16 protein-coding genes are annotated in these 15,789 nt (G+C 46.7%); 9 read left to right on the forward strand and 7 right to left on the reverse strand.

Annotated features, from left to right (window positions below):
* Window positions 1-125 precede the first annotated feature (125 nt).
* Together secD and QUB39_RS01675 are read right to left on the reverse strand one after the other, a co-directional pair.
* The gene (gene secD, locus QUB39_RS01670) at window positions 126-1,523 is read right to left on the reverse strand and encodes a protein translocase subunit SecD (RefSeq protein WP_333054497.1); all 1,398 of its coding nucleotides are present in this window, start codon (window positions 1,521-1,523) and stop codon (window positions 126-128) included.
* A gap of 182 nt (window positions 1,524-1,705) precedes the next feature.
* Window positions 1,706-2,689: an alpha-ketoacid dehydrogenase subunit beta gene (locus QUB39_RS01675; RefSeq protein ID WP_333109434.1), complete on the reverse strand. Its 984-nt coding sequence runs from the start codon at window positions 2,687-2,689 to the stop codon at window positions 1,706-1,708.
* Window positions 2,690-2,883: 194 nt separating this feature from the next.
* Here QUB39_RS01675 and QUB39_RS01680 point away from each other — a divergent pair, with 194 nt between their 5' ends.
* Window positions 2,884-3,459: a Uma2 family endonuclease gene (locus tag QUB39_RS01680; protein ID WP_333153824.1), complete on the forward strand. Its 576-nt coding sequence runs from the start codon at window positions 2,884-2,886 to the stop codon at window positions 3,457-3,459.
* A gap of 115 nt (window positions 3,460-3,574) precedes the next feature.
* Here the strand turns inward: QUB39_RS01680 and QUB39_RS01685 are convergent, their stop codons facing one another.
* A complete protein-coding gene (locus QUB39_RS01685; protein WP_333210202.1) occupies window positions 3,575-4,948 on the reverse strand; it encodes an NACHT domain-containing protein in 1,374 nt (457 codons plus the stop codon).
* 388 nt (window positions 4,949-5,336) lie between these two features.
* On the opposite strand from QUB39_RS01685, the gene QUB39_RS01690 reads away from it, so the two are divergent.
* A complete protein-coding gene (locus tag QUB39_RS01690) occupies window positions 5,337-6,161 on the forward strand; it encodes an SH3 domain-containing protein (protein ID WP_333210204.1) in 825 nt (274 codons plus the stop codon).
* Window positions 6,162-6,290: 129 nt separating this feature from the next.
* On the opposite strand, the gene QUB39_RS01695 is transcribed toward QUB39_RS01690, so the two are convergent.
* Window positions 6,291-7,016, reverse strand: a complete 726-nt coding sequence (locus tag QUB39_RS01695; RefSeq protein WP_333054492.1) for a M15 family metallopeptidase — start codon at window positions 7,014-7,016, stop codon at window positions 6,291-6,293.
* A 300-nt stretch (window positions 7,017-7,316) separates the two neighbouring features.
* Window positions 7,317-8,612 (reverse strand): adenylosuccinate lyase, encoded by a 1,296-nt coding sequence (purB, locus tag QUB39_RS01700; protein ID WP_333054557.1) that lies wholly within the window; start codon window positions 8,610-8,612, stop codon window positions 7,317-7,319.
* A gap of 231 nt (window positions 8,613-8,843) precedes the next feature.
* On the opposite strand from purB, the gene QUB39_RS01705 reads away from it, so the two are divergent.
* Both QUB39_RS01705 and QUB39_RS01710 read left to right on the forward strand, forming a co-directional pair.
* Complete coding sequence (locus QUB39_RS01705) at window positions 8,844-9,050, forward strand: type II toxin-antitoxin system HicA family toxin (protein ID WP_106148795.1); 207 nt, start codon at window positions 8,844-8,846, stop codon at window positions 9,048-9,050.
* A complete protein-coding gene (locus QUB39_RS01710; protein ID WP_015175593.1) occupies window positions 9,047-9,277 on the forward strand; it encodes a type II toxin-antitoxin system HicB family antitoxin in 231 nt (76 codons plus the stop codon). The genes QUB39_RS01705 and QUB39_RS01710 overlap by 4 nt, the downstream gene beginning before the upstream one ends.
* A 5-nt stretch (window positions 9,278-9,282) precedes the next feature.
* Here QUB39_RS01710 and QUB39_RS01715 read toward each other — a convergent pair whose 3' ends face one another.
* Window positions 9,283-9,531 carry a DUF2281 domain-containing protein gene (locus tag QUB39_RS01715; protein WP_333054490.1) on the reverse strand — a complete coding sequence of 83 codons (249 nt, stop codon included), beginning with the start codon at window positions 9,529-9,531 and terminating at the stop codon, window positions 9,283-9,285.
* A 295-nt stretch (window positions 9,532-9,826) separates the two neighbouring features.
* Between QUB39_RS01715 and QUB39_RS01720 the strand changes: the two genes are divergently transcribed.
* The 3 genes from QUB39_RS01720 to QUB39_RS01730 are packed head-to-tail and all read left to right on the forward strand — an operon-like array spanning window position 9,827 to window position 11,134.
* The gene (locus QUB39_RS01720) at window positions 9,827-10,051 is read left to right on the forward strand and encodes a type II toxin-antitoxin system HicB family antitoxin (protein ID WP_333054489.1); all 225 of its coding nucleotides are present in this window, start codon (window positions 9,827-9,829) and stop codon (window positions 10,049-10,051) included.
* A 38-nt stretch (window positions 10,052-10,089) separates the two neighbouring features.
* On the forward strand, window positions 10,090-10,536 hold the full coding sequence (locus tag QUB39_RS01725) for an excisionase family DNA-binding protein (RefSeq protein ID WP_333054488.1): 447 nt from the start codon (window positions 10,090-10,092) through the stop codon (window positions 10,534-10,536).
* Window positions 10,537-10,555: 19 nt separating this feature from the next.
* On the forward strand, window positions 10,556-11,134 hold the full coding sequence (locus QUB39_RS01730; protein ID WP_333054487.1) for a PIN domain-containing protein: 579 nt from the start codon (window positions 10,556-10,558) through the stop codon (window positions 11,132-11,134).
* 18 nt (window positions 11,135-11,152) lie between these two features.
* Here the strand turns inward: QUB39_RS01730 and QUB39_RS01735 are convergent, their stop codons facing one another.
* A complete protein-coding gene (locus QUB39_RS01735; RefSeq protein WP_333054486.1) occupies window positions 11,153-12,325 on the reverse strand; it encodes a DNA cytosine methyltransferase in 1,173 nt (390 codons plus the stop codon).
* Between the two features lie 365 nt (window positions 12,326-12,690).
* Here QUB39_RS01735 and QUB39_RS01740 point away from each other — a divergent pair, with 365 nt between their 5' ends.
* On the forward strand, window positions 12,691-13,746 hold the full coding sequence (locus QUB39_RS01740; RefSeq protein ID WP_333338008.1) for an alpha/beta fold hydrolase: 1,056 nt from the start codon (window positions 12,691-12,693) through the stop codon (window positions 13,744-13,746).
* A gap of 306 nt (window positions 13,747-14,052) precedes the next feature.
* Window positions 14,053-15,654: a metallophosphoesterase gene (locus tag QUB39_RS01745; RefSeq protein WP_333484987.1), complete on the forward strand. Its 1,602-nt coding sequence runs from the start codon at window positions 14,053-14,055 to the stop codon at window positions 15,652-15,654.
* The last annotated feature ends 135 nt before the right edge of the window (window positions 15,655-15,789 follow it).

The raw sequence follows: 15,789 nt of genomic DNA on the forward strand, positions 1-15,789 counted from the left end.
GCGGGCGGGACGCCCACCCCACAAGAATTTGCTCGAATTTGATTGTCAAATGTAGATGCGCCTCACCTTAACGAATGTAACGGATGTAAGAAGGAAGGAAGAAGTCAACAGTCAACAGTCAACAGTTAACTATTAGCAGTTTTCGACAAATCGGGACAGAACAACTGAGGTTTCCGCAGGGCTGGAAAGCTCAATACTACGAACAGCAGAGTGCGGCTGCAAGTGAGCGCAGTAAACATACTCACTAATACGCCCAATGCCAGAGTTACAGCAAACCCTTTAACTAAACCAGCGCCCAACCAGAACAAAGCAACACAAGCAATAACTGTTGTGACGTTGCCGTCTAAAATGCTGGAAAAAGCGCGGTAAAAACCCGATTCGACCGATCGATAAAGCGATTTCCCCGCCCGCAACTCTTCGCGGGTGCGCTCAAAAATCAGCACGTTAGCATCCACAGCCATCCCGATGCTGAGCACAAAACCAGCAATTCCCGGCAGCGTTAATGTCACTCCCAAAAGCACGAAAGCTGCCCAAGTTAACAGAGCATAAATTAACAGCGCAATATTGGCAATTACGCCAGGGAGTCGATAGTAGGCAACCATGAAAATCAAGACTAAAATCAAGCCGCCGATACCTGCGTTAATACTGCTTTGAATGCTGTCTCTACCCAAGGTAGCGCCGACAGTACGGTTTTCTACAATTTCGACTGGTACCGGCAAAGCGCCGCCCCGCAGTTGCACTGCCAAATCGTTGGCTTCTTGGGTTGTAAAGTTGCCTTGAATTACGGCACTTCCACCAGTAATTCCTGTTTGGGCAAATTCAACGCCGACGACTGGAGAACTGATCATTCTATCGTCTAGGAAAATACCGATACTGCGTCCGGTGCCTGCTAAATTTTTAGTGAGTTGGGCAAATAGTTCGCCTCCTTTGGTATCGAAAACAAGAGCAACGTTCCAGTTGTTCCCAGAAGCCAAGGGTTGAGGTTGAGCGTCTTTGAGGTTTTCGCCGCCGAGGCCGCTGCTTTTGAAGAGTTTGGCGATCGCCTCATTGCTTCTTGTCAAAGCAGCCTGATTTTCTTTAATAGCTGCCTCATTCGGGCTAATTTTCAGTTCTGCTTGTTTGACCAGCAATTCCTGCTGCAACTGCCTTTCAATGCCCAATTGTGCTTCTGTTCCGGGCAGTTGTTCCAGAAATTCTAGCTTGGCCGTACCGCCCAAAACTCGTTCTGCTTGCTGCGGGTCATTTACTCCTGGCAACTGCACGAGAATTTGGTCTTCTCCTACTGTTTGGACTAATGCTTCGGAAACACCCAAACCGTTGACCCGGTTTTCGACAATCCGCCGCACTGCTTCTAACATTCCCTGGTCAATTTTGGGAATTGTGGGGGTAGTTTTTACTTGAATTGTGAGTTGCGACCCTCCTTGCAAGTCTAATCCCAGCCGCGTCGGAATTGTTACTATTACAGTAATGGCGGCGATGATTAGAACAAAAATTAGGGCTAATAGGGAACGTTGTTTTTGCATATTTAATTATTAGTCATTAGTCATTAGTCATTAGTCATTGGTCATTAGTCAGTAGTTAGGTGCAAGAAATAATCAATCGGTGCATCCGTTTTTTAGCATCAATGTCCTGCTGGATATCGTTAGTTTTAGCGAACAACAAAAGAGTGATAACTAATGACTAATGGCTAATGACTGATGACTATTTATACTCGCAAAGCTACCATTTTTTGGACGGCTTCGACAATTTGATTGGGCTGGACAATTGTCAGTCTTTCCAAATTGCCGTTGTAAGGTGTGGGAATATCTTGTGAAGACAGGCGCAAAACTGGTGCGTCGAGTTCGTCAAAAAATCGATCGCTGATTGAGGCAATTAGTTCGGCACCGATGCCTCCTGTTTTCATGCACTCCTCTACAATAATTACTTTGTGAGTTTTGCGAATGGATGCGCCGATGGTCTCCATGTCCAAGGGTTTGAGAGAAATTAGGTCGATTACTTCTGGATCGTAACCTTCTTTTACCAGGGCGGGCACGGCTTGCATGACGTGGTGTCGCATCCTCGAATATGTCACGATTGTGACATCTTTGCCCGATCGCACAATTTCTGCTTTGTCCAGCGGCACTAAATATTCTGTTTCTGGCAAATTTTCTTTGAGGTTGTAAAGAAGAACGTGCTCGAAAAACAGAACGGGGTTATCGTCGCGGATGGCTGATTTTAAGAGTCCTTTGGCGTTGTAGGGAGTCGAACAGGCGACTATTTTCAAACCCGGTACTGCTTGGAAATATGCTTCTAACCGCTGGGAGTGTTCGGCGCCGAGTTGCCGGCCCACGCCCCCGGGCCCACGAATTACCATTGGCATTTTGAAGTTGCCGCCCGATGTGTAGCGCAGCATTCCGGCGTTGTTGGAAATTTGGTTGAAGGCCAGCAGCAAAAAGCCCATGTTCATGCCTTCGATGACCGGCCGCAATCCCGTCATTGCTGCGCCTACTGCCATACCCGTAAAGCTATTTTCGGCGATCGGGGTGTCGAGCACTCTAAGTTCGCCGTATTTGTTGTAGAGGTCTTTGGTGACTTTGTAGGAACCGCCGTATTGGCCTACGTCTTCGCCGAGTACGAATACGGCGGAGTCGCGGGCCATTTCTTCGTCTAACGCCTCGCGGAGGGCGTTGAAAAGTAAGGTTTCTGCCATAGGAGGTGAAGCAATGATTGCAGGAGGGTCAGACTAGAATATTAACCTTTTGGGGGTGTCGATCTAGGAGTCGATCGCAAATTCGGCAGTTAAAATCTGAGATTTGGCCAATTTCTATCATAACATTTGTATTATGTCAATGAATGTTTAAGTTAAAATAATACTAACTTGCCTGCCCACAGCAGAGGAATATTATGCTCCAGACAAAAACTCAACTAACTCTGGAAGAGTTTCTCACTCTTCCCGAAGGAGAAGGCGATATTACCTACGAACTTATTGACGAGCAAGCAGTACCGAAGATGTCACCTAAAAAATTTCATTCTCGCCTCACCAGAAGCCTAATAAAAATCCTCGAACAGTGGGGTGAGGAACGGGGAGAAATTGGTGTAGAATGGGCGGTAAGATTAACCAGACTTGGGCGAGACTGGGTGCCAGTACCCGATCTTTTATATGTTTCTTACCAACGCTTATCTCCCGACTGGAATCAAGATGAAGCTTGTCCTGTAGCCCCCGAATTAGTCATAGAAATTATTTCACCCGAACAAACTTTCGGTCAGTTAGCTGCTAAAGCGAGAGATTATTTAGATGCTAAGGTTTTGCGGGTTTGGGTAGTAGATAGCAAGGCGAGAAGCATTACAGTTTTTTACCCCGATGCAGCACCGCAGACTTATATGGGAGATACCCTATTAACAGATCCACTTTTTGATGGATTAGAATTTACTGCGCTCCAGCTATTTCAAATGGCAAAAATACCACTAACCTTCTCTTAGAACCCGGACTTCCTCTAGAAGTAGGGGTTCGGGATATTCGGTTTTTTTGAGCGAGGCTTACTTAATAGCTCATTAATTTGGCAACTCCACATAACAACTAACGAATAACTAATTACTAATGACTAATTTCAGCAAAATGTTTTTGCAGTAAATCGTGAATAAATCGATAACGCCGATCGCCAGTTTTTTGCAGCAACAAGCGATCGGTGGCAGCATCGAGAAAACGCTTGTAATCCCAAGGAATGTAGCCGTTAGACCACAGAACCAGGCGCAAGATAAAACTTTCAATCCCCGGAATTCCCGGCAACAAAGCACTAATTACCGCAGCAACAGCACCCGCAATTATTCCCCAAATTGACCCGGAGACTAAGCTGGCAATTAATCCCAAAATCACCCAAATCAGCCCGCCAAGCAGCTTAACTCCAAGCTGATACTTGCGCCGCTGCTCCTCTGTTTGCAGCCAGCTAGACGGTATGCGATCGAGGTAAAATTCTTGAATTCCTTGCTCTTCCATCCTTCTCGCCAGCCATCCCAGCCAGTAGCGAATTTGTTCGGGCCGCAGTTCCTTACCTCTGGGATACTGCTTGACTTGCCCGGTGATTTGGTGGCGAATATAGGCAGTTAAGAGATATTTGCGCTGTTCTTCGGCCGAAGTTATGCGCTTCCAAGCTTCAATTAAAATATCGTCGTAAGCCAAAGCCATCATGCTCAAAAGCAAGGGAACTTTTGCCAATTTCAACAACTCCGGCTCATGCTCAATGCTGTACCAAAGTTCTCGACTTCTGGCTTCTAGCAGATAATTTTGGATTTTAGTTTCTGTTAAAGGTTTCAATAAAACCGCTGCTTGCAGGCGAAATCGACTTTCGCAGTTTTTGTAAGCTTCAAAACTGCTGCAAGCTACTAAATGTTTGGGTTTAAATTCGCTTTCAACAAAGTGATTGATTGCTTGAATGCAGATATTTTGGCGGTGGGTTTCCACTTCGTCCAAGCCGTCGAGAAGAGGCAGCAATTGTTGTTCGGCAAGCCATTTTTTGCCTACAGCAGGAGAGATGCCGTATTTGAACTGAAGTTGAGCAATTAACCAATCGGCGATCGCCCCGGATTCTGCTTTCCACGATCCGAGTTCAAACAGCACTGGTACTGGAAAACTAGCATCTTTTTGGGCGCGGGAAATTAACACGCGAGCTAATTCTAGCAGCGTTGTAGTTTTGCCTGCACCCGTGGCTCCCAAAATTACCAATTTGCCACCGGTGCGATCGAACACTTTGGCAATGCTGGCTTTGGGAGGAAGCCGAAAACTCGGACGGTTCCCCGCTTTCACTTCCACATCCCAACAGCGGTTAACACCCGTTGGCGGCGAATCTTGGCTGAGGTTAGCCAGCACAGCAGCGTGCAAAGATTGCGCGAGGCCTGCTTGGACTTCCTGCTTCACCTCCTCCAATAATCGATCGCGAGGCGGTTGTAATCTCAGAGGAATCAATTTTGACATTTTATGTACCTCGCGCTGAACGCTTACTTTCGCAAATTTGCGCGCAAATACCCCAGAGCAAGATTACCATCAGTATAGGCGTCCAGTATATATTGACTCAAATTATTGCGGCAATTATGGATCTGAAATTTTATCTAAAAATTCTGACAAGCGAATTTCAAAGCTGGTACCCGCCACGTGATTTATCCGTGGAATCAATCCCAAATCGAAAATCGAAAATCCTCCAGCCCCCGAATTTATCTCGCGCAAGTCAATCCAAAATCCAAAATCTAAAATCTAAAATCGAATGACCCTGTGGTCGGCACTAGGTATTTCCACTATAAATTAACTGGCGATCGCCCCAACTCCCAAACAAAAATTATTAGTATAGATACAGAGAGGATTTTTTATGTCATTTACGAAGCGTCAAATCATCACAGTAAGCTTAGCAGGAGTGGCAACAGCGGTGGGAGTGGCCGTTGCAACTATACAGTCGGGTGCGATGAAACAATCCGATCTTCCCCTTGCAGAATCGCCCGCATCCACCCGAAACCAGATTGCAGGGCCAGCGAACAATCCCGAATCTCTGCAAGCAAAAACCCAGCCTGCGGAATCTCCGAAATCCGCAGCCCAACCTGCCAAAACCCCAGCACTTCAATCCTCGCTAGTTGCAGGAGTCCCTCCGCGAAAAGTTGAGCCCGTAGTTGTCACACCGCCAAATTCGGGTTGCAAAATCAGTATGGCTGTAGTCAGCGATCCGAATCCACCGCTAAATGTGCGATCGATCCCGCAAGTAAGGGGCAGCCAAATAGTAGGAAAACTTAAAAATAATACCTTTGTTTCAGTCGCCGAAGAACAAAACGGTTGGCTGCGAATTACAGATCCGCCCGGTTGGATTGCCAAAAACCGCACCGAAAGCAGTTGTTCTAACGTCAACCAGCAGATTAATTTTCGGCCGGGAGGAGATGAGGCAATTGTTAAAGGTCGAATTATCGGCGGCGGCACTCACTATTACCGGATTCGCGCCCGAAAAGGTCAAACAATGACTGTTAGGAATCGGAAAGATGTTTTTCCGCAAATTATAACTCCTCGTGGCCAACTATTAGCAGGAAATCCTTATGAAGGCAATGAAACAGAGTGGACGGGAAAAGTGCCAGTAACAGGCAATTACACATTACAATTAGACTCGAATTTCCGGGGATACGAATACGAATTTTCGGTAAAATTGCGATAAATATGCAGGTTTATAGAATGATAATTACGCACGGGTGGTCAGAAACCGGGTTTTTACGAGCAGACGCGTTGTGGCGCACAGATTCGCGAAAAAACCCGGTTTCTTTGTCGGAGTGCATAAGTCCTAAAATTAAGGAATCGCCCCAAGGGATATATCAAGAATTGCAAACTTCTGCCAATCCTCCGAATCAAAGTGCCACCATTCGGTTGTGATACCCATAAATCCGTGTTTTTTCATCGCATCCTTAAGCACTTGACGATTTTTCCGAGATTCTGCGCTGCCGCCTTGATAATCTCCGTGAGCTTTTTCGGTAAAATCATCGTAAGGTGTAGGCATTTCTAATTCTTTGCCGGTGCGATCGACTAAAGTCAAATCAATAGCAGCACCGCGATTGTGCCGCGAACCCCTAGCAGGATTAGCAACATAGCGCGGATCTGGCCAAGCTTGCCACATTTGCTTAGTGACAGAGAAAGGCCTGTAGCAATCGTAAACTTTCAAACCCAATCCGATTTTTTCCAAATCAGTTTGAACTAGCCCTAACTTTTGAGCAACAGAACTTCTCAAGGCGCATTTCGATATAGGGTAAAGTTTCCGTTTCAAGAAATTGTTAGTAGTGGCGTACCGGATATCGAGGCGAATGTTGGGATTTACGGTGCGGATGTCAACCAGTCGCGCCCCAGGGGGAAGTTGACTCATGAAAATGCTTTCTGGTACTACTGGGTTTGGTTCTGGTTGGGTAATTTGCACTTGTGGCGGCTCCTGGGCGCGGACAAATGTTGTATAATTCAGTGTGGTTGTAGATAGTAATATTAGAGCGAATACAATTAAATATTTTGTAAATCGGTTTAATTTCATAGCTGTGTTAAGTGGATATTTAATAGAGTTTTTACATTGGATATTTTGGGGAATTTTCGCGCTTTTCGTGTTGTCTGTCATCCCGCCAGACCGACAGGGGTTGAAACCCCTGTCTCATAGCTAAAGTCCTCTGAAGAGGACTGAAATATTTCTCTAAAACTTTTATTTTATGAGTCTTTCAGTCGGTTTTAACCGACTTTAGCTATGAGACGGGGGTTTTAACCCCCGGCGGACTGTGAAACAAGCGCGAGAACGCTCGCTCTCTTTTCTCTCTGAGTCATTTTTAATTGTTAATTCTCCTCAAATTCCCAAGCGCTGATACACTAAATCTAAGTGCCTCAATTGATACTGCGGATCGAAACAATCATCAATCTCTTTGGTGGTCATCTTAGCTGTTACCCGATCGTCCTTAGCAATTAAATTGTAGAAATTGCCGCCCGGTTTGTTCCAGGCTTCGTGAGCACAAGATTGCACAATTTTGTAGGCGTCTTCGCGACTCGTGCCTTTTTCTACTAAAGCTAACATCACCCGCTGGCTGAAGATGACTCCGCCGTAAAGGTTCATGTTTTGCTTCATGTTTTCGGGATAGACTAGCAGGTGTTTTACTAAGTCTGTGGTTTCTACTAACATGAAGTGAGTTACTGTAGAACTGTCGGGCAAAATCATCCGTTCTACGGAACTGTGAGAGATGTCTCGTTCGTGCCAAAGCGCTACGTTTTCTAAGGCTGCGACGGCGTTGGCGCGGACGATTCTCGCCATTCCTGTGAGTCTTTCCGATCGAATCGGGTTGCGTTTGTGAGGCATGGCGGATGAGCCTTTTTGCCCTTTGGAAAAGAATTCTTCGACTTCGAGAACATCGGTGCGTTGCAGGTTGCGGATTTCTACTGCAAAACGCTCGATCGATGCTGCTAAGAGTGCTAAGGTTTGGACGTATTCGGCGTGTCGATCGCGCGAAATGACTTGAGTCGATGCGGTATCGGGTTCGAGTCCGAGGTTTTGACAGGCGATCGCTTCAATTCGCGGATCGATATTAGCATAGGTTCCGACTGCGCCGGAGATTTTGCCGACTGCTATGGACGATTGCAAATTCACTAATCGGTCGCGGTTGCGAAAGACTTCTGCCAGCCATCCTGCTAGTTTAAAGCCAAAGGTGATGGGTTCGGCGTGAATTCCGTGCGATCGGCCAACCATCACGGTATTGCGATGCTGTTGAGCCTGATAGCGAATAGCTTGACTCAATTCTTCGACACGTTCTAACAAGATATTGACGCTAGCGACTAATTGCAGCGCCAAAGCGGTATCGAGCACATCGGAACTGGTTAAGCCGAGGTGAATGTAGCGGCCGGCATCGCCTACATATTCGTTGACATTTGTCAAGAAGGCGATCATGTCGTGGCGGACTTCGGCTTCTATTTCGAGGACTCGTTTCGGGTCAAAATTAGCCTTAGCTTTGATTTCTTCGACTGCGGCGGCGGGGATGTAGCCGAGTTCGGCTTGAGCTTCGCAGACAGCGATTTCTACTTGCAGCCAGCTTTTCAGTTTGGCGGTTTCAGTCCAGATGTTGCCCATTTCGGGCAAAGTGTAGCGCTCTATCACGGTGGGAGTTGGGGAATGCGATCGTCCTATTGTACCTCTGCGAGGCGATGCAAGGGCCATAGGATTTAGCATGGGGCCCAGAAACCGGGTTTTTACCGAATCTGCGGGCTACAACGGGTCTTTTCGTAAAAACCCGGTTTCTTTGGTTGGAGTGCAGAAACTAGGTTTTTGTATTTTTGTAGTTTGGGCGATCGGCTACAATATCCTAAACCTGATTAGCTGGCATCACTCATGCCTAAAAAGATTCGAGAATTGAAAAGCCTATTGCTAAAAGCAGGGTTTACTTACCGACAGGGAAAGGGCAGTCACACTGTATGGGAACACCCTTTATTACCTGAAAAAATTACACTATCAGGTAATGATGGTGATGATGCACCTAATTATCACGAAAAAAGAGTAATTTCTGATTTGCAGAAACTGAAGGAGATAGAAGAATGAATAGCCATTACAGTCTCATCATCGAGTGGTCAGAAGAAGATCGACTTTTTGTTGTCAGCTTGCCTGAGTTTACCGATGTCATGCAGCCTTGCACTCACGGACACACTTACGAGGAAGCGGCCAAACACGGACAAGAATTGTTAGAAACATTGATAGAACTTTATCAAGAAGATGGTAAACCTCTACCAGAACCTCAAACTTTGGGAAAACGATTGCAGATTGCGTAAAGTTATTAATACAACGCATCAGGAAGTGGCTCGTTAAAATCCTCACTCATCCAGCCCATCCCTTGATGCAGACCCAAAACCCGTTGTTGCCCAGGAGGGGGTGCAGCTTCAACTGAAGTGTTTTCGGGGATCGATCGCATCTGTCGTTCCAGCAAAAACTCTGCAAAAGCTAACAGAAGCTGCTGATTTTCCGGGAGTAAGTGTTGTAACTTGCCTAGCAAATCTTCCAAAAGTTCGATCGTTTGAGAAGTCATCTTATTCCCCTCAATGTTGGCGATAGTCTCATTTTATCCGAACGTATACTATTTCATTTTAACTGAGCGATCGCCCTAATTGTACATCTGCGCGGCCTCGGTCTTGAGTCGGGATGGGGAATTTCGGGCGATCGGGCGATCGAGTATAATAATTCAGAACTTACGCACGGGTAGCCAGAAACCGGGTTTTTTAACCACAATACTTGCTTAAAACCCTCAATAAGAGTTAAAAAACCCGGTTTCTTTGTGGGCTAGGGTGTCCAGGACTATAATTTCAACCCGAAACTTCAGAACCATGAAATATACAATTGTTATCCAATGGTCAGAAGAAGATCGATGCTTTGTCGTATTTTTGCCCGAATTTGAGGATGTAATGCAACCAGTCACTCACGGAGATTCTTATGAAGAAGCTATCTACAATGCGCGAGAGGTACTAGAGTTACTAATCGAAAGCTGTGAAGCTGAAGGTAAGTCATTGCCAGCAATTAAGAAGATAGAACGATTATTTCAGGCTGAATGAAACCGTAAATCCTAGAAAAACACATCACAAGAGAGACTATGTTGAAACAAAAACCATCGCCAGAATCTGTTTTAATTACCGAACAAGAAACAGAAGCTATAAAAAAATTACAGCAGATTCTCAGCATCGAATCCCCACAAGTAAAATTAGTGGCAAGTAATGGAGAAGAAATTCTCATTCCCGAATCAGTTTACAATTTGTTGGGTCAAATTGTGCGCGCAATGGCATCGGGTCAAGCTGTATCGATAGTAACTCACAATCGCGAACTGACGGTGCATCAAGCTGCCGATCTCCTGAATGTATCGCGAGCGTTCATTGTCAAATTGCTAGATGAAGGAGCAATTCCTTATATTGAAGTTGGTTCGCGCCGACGCATACTTTTTCAAGATTTAATGACCTACAAGCAACAGCGTAAAGTTCAGCGACGCCAATTATTAGACGAGTTAATCGAGATGACTGAAGAAGCTGGCTTGTACGAGGAATAGGACTAATTGAATCTTTAATATGACTAAGCTGCGTGTTGTACTTGATGCTTGCGTCCTTTTCCCGATGTATTTGCGCGATACTCTGCTTTCCACTGCTGATGAAGATTTGTATTTACCCTATTGGTCTCAGAAAATCATTGATGAAGTAATAGGCAATCTTGTTAAAGGAGGAACACTTTCGCAGGAGAAAGCAAAGAATCTTGAAAGGACAATCAAAATAGCCTTTCCTGAAGCAATGGTTGAAGTGCCTGTCGCACTAGAGAAAGCAATGACCAACGATCCTAAAGACCGTCACGTTCTTGCCGCAGCCATAACTGCTGGAGCTGATATCATTGTCACCAATAATCTCAAGGATTTTAGAGAAAACGATCTAGCTCCTTGGAACATTATAGCACAGTCGCCCGATGAGTTTCTGAGCGATTTATTGGACGAATACCCGGACTCAATAGTTGATTTATTACAGCAACAGTCTCAAAAGTACAAAAATCCCCCAAAGACTTTTACTGAATTAATTAATTTTTTAGGTGAAAAAGCAGGTACACCAAAGTTTGCCAGTAATATATTATTAAAAGTTCAGCGTCGCGAGGAAAATCAGTAATATCTTATTTGCTAATTCTTAGGCTTTGCCTGGAAGAATAACTTTACTAGGTTTGTTCACAGCAATATCAGTCAAATATGGAATAAGTGCCAAGCCGATACACTCCGCCAAACGAGGCGGCACGGCATTTCCAATTTGCCACATTGCCTTTTTCATCGAACCTTCAAAAATAAATGAATCCGGGAAAGTTTGCAATCTTGCCATTTCGCGAGCTGAAATCACGCGATTAAGATAAGGATGAATATGAGTGCCGCCGTGATTTTCTTTAACAGTCATACTCGGTTTTCCCGGATACTGTCGCTTGAAAGCATCGGCGTAGCTTTCATACAAAGAACCGCCTGGTGGAACTTTAGCAAGTCTTTCCATGTACTCAACAGAATGACGAGTCCATTCGTGGTTAATTTCCGGTATGCGAGTATATTCTGGTAAATCATCAATTGCTGACTCAATCGCTTGGTATTGTTCTGGAAACAATTGCGGCTTCGGATAGGGATTTTGCATCCCAAATCTATTGGCAATAAAAATAGCTCGCGGGCGGATTTGCGCGACTCCATAGGCGGCTGATTCCAGAACAGCAACGGACATATGGGGATAGCCAATTTCCTGAAAAGCATCGCAAATGGCTTGCTTAACAGCTCCTTTTTTTATAGTCAATATTCCGGGTACATTTTCCATGACAACATACCAAGGACGTATTTCAGAGACCACGCGGACAAACTCTCTAAATAAGCGATTTCGAGGGTCGTTGGGGTCGCGTTTTCCTGCAACTGAGAAGCCTTGACACGGCGGCCCACCTACAACAACATGAACTTCTGGCGAACCAATTTCAGCGAGCAAGTTTTGGGGATTTAAGTTTTTTATATCGTCGCACAAGTGATGGCAATCGGGAAAGTTTTTTGTATGAGTTGCTGAGGCGATCGCATTAATTTCAACACTTGCTACTGGTCGAAAACCTGCTTGCAATAAACCTTGGGTCATGCCGCCCGCACCGCAAAAAAGATCGACAAATGTATAGTCGGATTTTGGCAGTGACTGAGATTCAATATCAATGAATATCTTGTAGGGGTCACAGTCATTTGCTTCGAGTTCGCGTTGGATGCGTTCGTAGCGCCCTAATTTTGCTTTCTTCTGCTTTTTGGCAGGAATTGGTTCTTCCTCGTTTGAGAATAAAGACAGTTGTATTGCTTCCATTTTATATTTGTTTACTGCGTTCTCTCTGATGTCGCCCACTTGGGCCAGGGTGTAGAGCTCGATCGCGCTTGGAGTCGCAGAGTGCGATCGTCCTATTGTACATCTGCGAGGGGATGCAAGACTCAGAAACCTGGTTTTTGTAGTTTGGGCGATCGGCTACAATATGCTAAACCTCGTTAGCTGGCATTCTTCTCTATTCGCCAATAAATGGTTCCAAATAAATAGCCATTAATATTTTGGCTTGACTTCGCCCTTGAGTGCATTTACTCAAAAAGTATTGCGGTTTTCAGGGTTATTCGCTACAATAGCCAACCTGTCAAGTAAAAAAATCCCACCAACAAGACAGACATTTCCCACATCCGCTTATGACCATTGCCTATACTCCACCTTGGCTGCTGAACAACGGCCTGTTAATGACGTTGTACACCGCATTAAGGGCTAGTCGCCGCTGGGAAAAGACGATCGCTGACCCAGAACCCCCTTACCGAGAACACATCTTTACTGGTGCCTGTGGAGTCCCGATTTTCGGCTGGGTTGCCATCCCCGAAAATCCCCGATATACCATTGTCGGCACTTACGGCATTACTGGCGATCTGGATAATCAATGGTATCTGAAGCTACTAGGCCGTAAAGCCTATGCCCAAGGCTGTGCATTGGTGTTATTTGACTGGCGAGCTCACGGCAAAACTGCCCAACTCTCTCCCACCCTGACTTCTGATGGTCTATACGAAGGTGAAGATTTCGTTCGGATTGCTGCCGCTGCTAAAGAAATGGGATGTCCCGCCCCTTTTTGGTTCACTGGTTATTCTCTGGGGGGACAATTAGCCTTGTGGGCCGTAAAATCAGCTCAGACGATCGCAGATTGGGGGCCTGACTTAGGGCTCGAAGAGTCAGAACTAGCAGGCGCGGCGGTGATTTGCCCCAGCTTGGACTCGAACCGTTCTCTGTCTTATCTAGTTAAAGATGAGTGGGGGAAATTTTTAGAAAAAGCGATCGCGCGACAGTTAAAAAAACTAGCAAAAAACATCGCCGCATCGCATCCAGGGGCGATCGATCCTGCCGCTATTGAACGCGCCAACAGCATTTGGGGCTTTGACCATGAACTGGTAATTGGCCCGTTAGGTTTCTCCTCTGTGGAAGAATACTATGAGGCTAGCAGCGCTCTACACATTTTGCCTCACCTCAAAAAACCCACTTACATCCTTTATGCAGCAGACGATCCGATGTTTGATCCGGTGCTTGTCTCTGAGTTGCAAGCCATTGGCGCGAACAATTCTGCCTTAGAATTAGTGGTGACAGCCTACGGCGGTCATGTTGGGCATATCAGTAGTAAACGCTGTCAGCATCAATTTGGTGATAGCGATCGGTGGTGGGCCTGGAATCGGATTTTACAGTGGTTCGATGCCTTGAGTGTTGATTGAGATTATCAAATAAAACCTGAACACTCCTCGGCAATAGTTGCGGGAGGAAAGGATTAGGGGGTTTTTGGCCGTTGCTGTCGGTTTTAAGGAAATATTCTGGTAAAAAACCCGGTTTCTGAGTACCCGCGCCTCAAACCAAAGAAACCGGGTTTTTGGCCGTTGCGATCGGTTTTAACGCCGTATTCTCGTCCCAAACCCGGTTGCTGAGTACCCGCGCCTCGATTTTCAGCTTTTAGAGAGAGGTAAAAACTCGCCCGATCGCTACACTATTAACTAGGAACTCAGCAATTTTGGAGAAGAGGTGAATTGAAATTCGTTTCCGACCCGCAAATAAAAGTCAAAATCCGCAAAATGAACGAGCGGGTGCGGTGGCAAGAACAGTCGATCGTCCATCGGGGAATCGACCAAACTCGGATGGTTTTGGAATCTCCAACCACCGACTCTCCAGAGTTTTCGTTTTTAGTTGTAGGCGACAGCGGCACGGGCAATCACCGCGGCTACAATCCCCAGCGACAGATTGCCGAACAGATGGTCTCCGAGCGCGAAACTTGCCGTTTCGTCCTCCACACCGGCGATGTAGTTTATCTCGTCGGTTCCAGCGAATATTACTTGCAAAACTTTATTCGCCCCTACCGAGAATTTATAGTCGGCGGCGAGGAGCCATCTCGGATTGCCTACGATCGCATGGTGTTTAACTTTCCGTTTTTGCCCGTACCGGGAAACCACGACTATTACGACTTGCCGATAGTCTACGGCATTCTGTCGGCGACAGCTTTGCCGCTGCGCCGGCTGTTGGGTTCCAAGTTGGATCTCGATGTCGGCTGGCACGGTTCCGATCGCGGAAACACCTACGCCAAAGCCTTTCTCGACTACCTGCAAGCTCACAAAATGCCGGGAGAACTCGATCGCCACCTAGACGCCCACTACACCGCCAGCACCAGCACAGGCCGCTGCCTCCGCTACCAACCCGGACGCTTTACCCGCTTACCCAACCGCTACTACACCTTCTGCAGTGGCGGCATCGACTTCTTCGCCCTTGACTCCAACACTTTCAACGAACCATTACCGATCCCGAAAACCAAACAGGGCGACATTCGCCGCCAGAATTTGGAACTCGATCGTCAGAAGTTGGAACAAGAAAAATTGGCAATGATCGAAATCTGCGATCGGCTAAACCCCGAAATTCCCGAGGAAGCCGAACAGCTAGACGACTTGGGCGCCAAGTTAGAGCAAGTTGACGAAATCCTGATGGATATTGACAAACAACTGTCGTCGCACAAAACAGCAGCCACAGACGTTGAACAGCTCGAATGGCTGAAAAAAAGGCTGATTGACTCTTGGCGGGATTCCGAGGTGCGGGGGCGGGTAATTTACCTGCACCATCCCCCCTACGTAACCGAGGCGACAAAGTGGAATCAAGCTCAAACTTTGGCGGTTCGGTTGCGATTGCGCGAGGTACTCGACGCGGTGGCCGATGCTGTTGGGGACGCGGCGCAGGGGCGTCCGCTAGTAGATTTGGTGCTGACGGGCCACGCTCACTGTTTGGAATACCTGCGGACTGGGGATACTGGACACGGCGACTCTGGGATTAATTGGATTGTCTGCGGGGGAAGCGGCCACAGTCTCCGCCGCCAGCGCCCGGAAGGGCCGATGTTGGAGGAAGCATTGAGTCCTGAAGCTTATCGGTTGGCGCGGCAGTCTGGTTCCGAAACAGCCAGCCGGCGGGTAGCGGAGTCTTTGCTATTTGTCGGCCGCAGCGGTCAAGGTTCCCACAAACGTCGTCCTTATTCGTGTTTGCGGATTGATGTTCTCGATGGGTGTCCCCCCAAATTCCGCATCCGACCTATTGTTGTCGAACGATTTGAGGGGAAATGGCAGGATATCTCGATCGAACCTTTTGTGATTTAGCATCAGTCATTCAATTGGATTGTGGGGAGTAGGGGTTGGGCACGCGAGCCCGCCCAAACAGGCACTCCGGCCTGTTCCACAAAAATTCAATTTGATTGTGGGTTGGGCACGCGAGCCCGCCCAAACAGGCACTCC

It is taken from the genome of Microcoleus sp. AT8-B5 (assembly GCF_036705565.1).
Lineage (GTDB): Bacteria > Cyanobacteriota > Cyanobacteriia > Cyanobacteriales > Microcoleaceae > Microcoleus.

Bases quoted from the DNA above. Each gene is read 5' to 3' on its own strand.
- secD (WP_333054497.1), bottom strand. From the start codon at position 1,523: ATGCAAAAACAACGTTCCCTATTAGCCCTAATTTTTGTTCTAATCATC.
- QUB39_RS01675 (WP_333109434.1), bottom strand. From the start codon at position 2,689: ATGGCAGAAACCTTACTTTTCAACGCCCTCCGCGAGGCGTTAGACGAA.
- QUB39_RS01680 (WP_333153824.1), top strand. From the start codon at position 2,884: ATGCTCCAGACAAAAACTCAACTAACTCTGGAAGAGTTTCTCACTCTT.
- QUB39_RS01685 (WP_333210202.1), bottom strand. From the start codon at position 4,948: ATGTCAAAATTGATTCCTCTGAGATTACAACCGCCTCGCGATCGATTA.
- QUB39_RS01690 (WP_333210204.1), top strand. From the start codon at position 5,337: ATGTCATTTACGAAGCGTCAAATCATCACAGTAAGCTTAGCAGGAGTG.
- QUB39_RS01695 (WP_333054492.1), bottom strand. From the start codon at position 7,016: ATGAAATTAAACCGATTTACAAAATATTTAATTGTATTCGCTCTAATA.
- QUB39_RS01705 (WP_106148795.1), top strand. From the start codon at position 8,844: ATGCCTAAAAAGATTCGAGAATTGAAAAGCCTATTGCTAAAAGCAGGG.
- QUB39_RS01710 (WP_015175593.1), top strand. From the start codon at position 9,047: ATGAATAGCCATTACAGTCTCATCATCGAGTGGTCAGAAGAAGATCGA.
- QUB39_RS01715 (WP_333054490.1), bottom strand. From the start codon at position 9,531: ATGACTTCTCAAACGATCGAACTTTTGGAAGATTTGCTAGGCAAGTTA.
- QUB39_RS01720 (WP_333054489.1), top strand. From the start codon at position 9,827: ATGAAATATACAATTGTTATCCAATGGTCAGAAGAAGATCGATGCTTT.
- QUB39_RS01725 (WP_333054488.1), top strand. From the start codon at position 10,090: ATGTTGAAACAAAAACCATCGCCAGAATCTGTTTTAATTACCGAACAA.
- QUB39_RS01730 (WP_333054487.1), top strand. From the start codon at position 10,556: ATGACTAAGCTGCGTGTTGTACTTGATGCTTGCGTCCTTTTCCCGATG.
- QUB39_RS01735 (WP_333054486.1), bottom strand. From the start codon at position 12,325: ATGGAAGCAATACAACTGTCTTTATTCTCAAACGAGGAAGAACCAATT.
- QUB39_RS01740 (WP_333338008.1), top strand. From the start codon at position 12,691: ATGACCATTGCCTATACTCCACCTTGGCTGCTGAACAACGGCCTGTTA.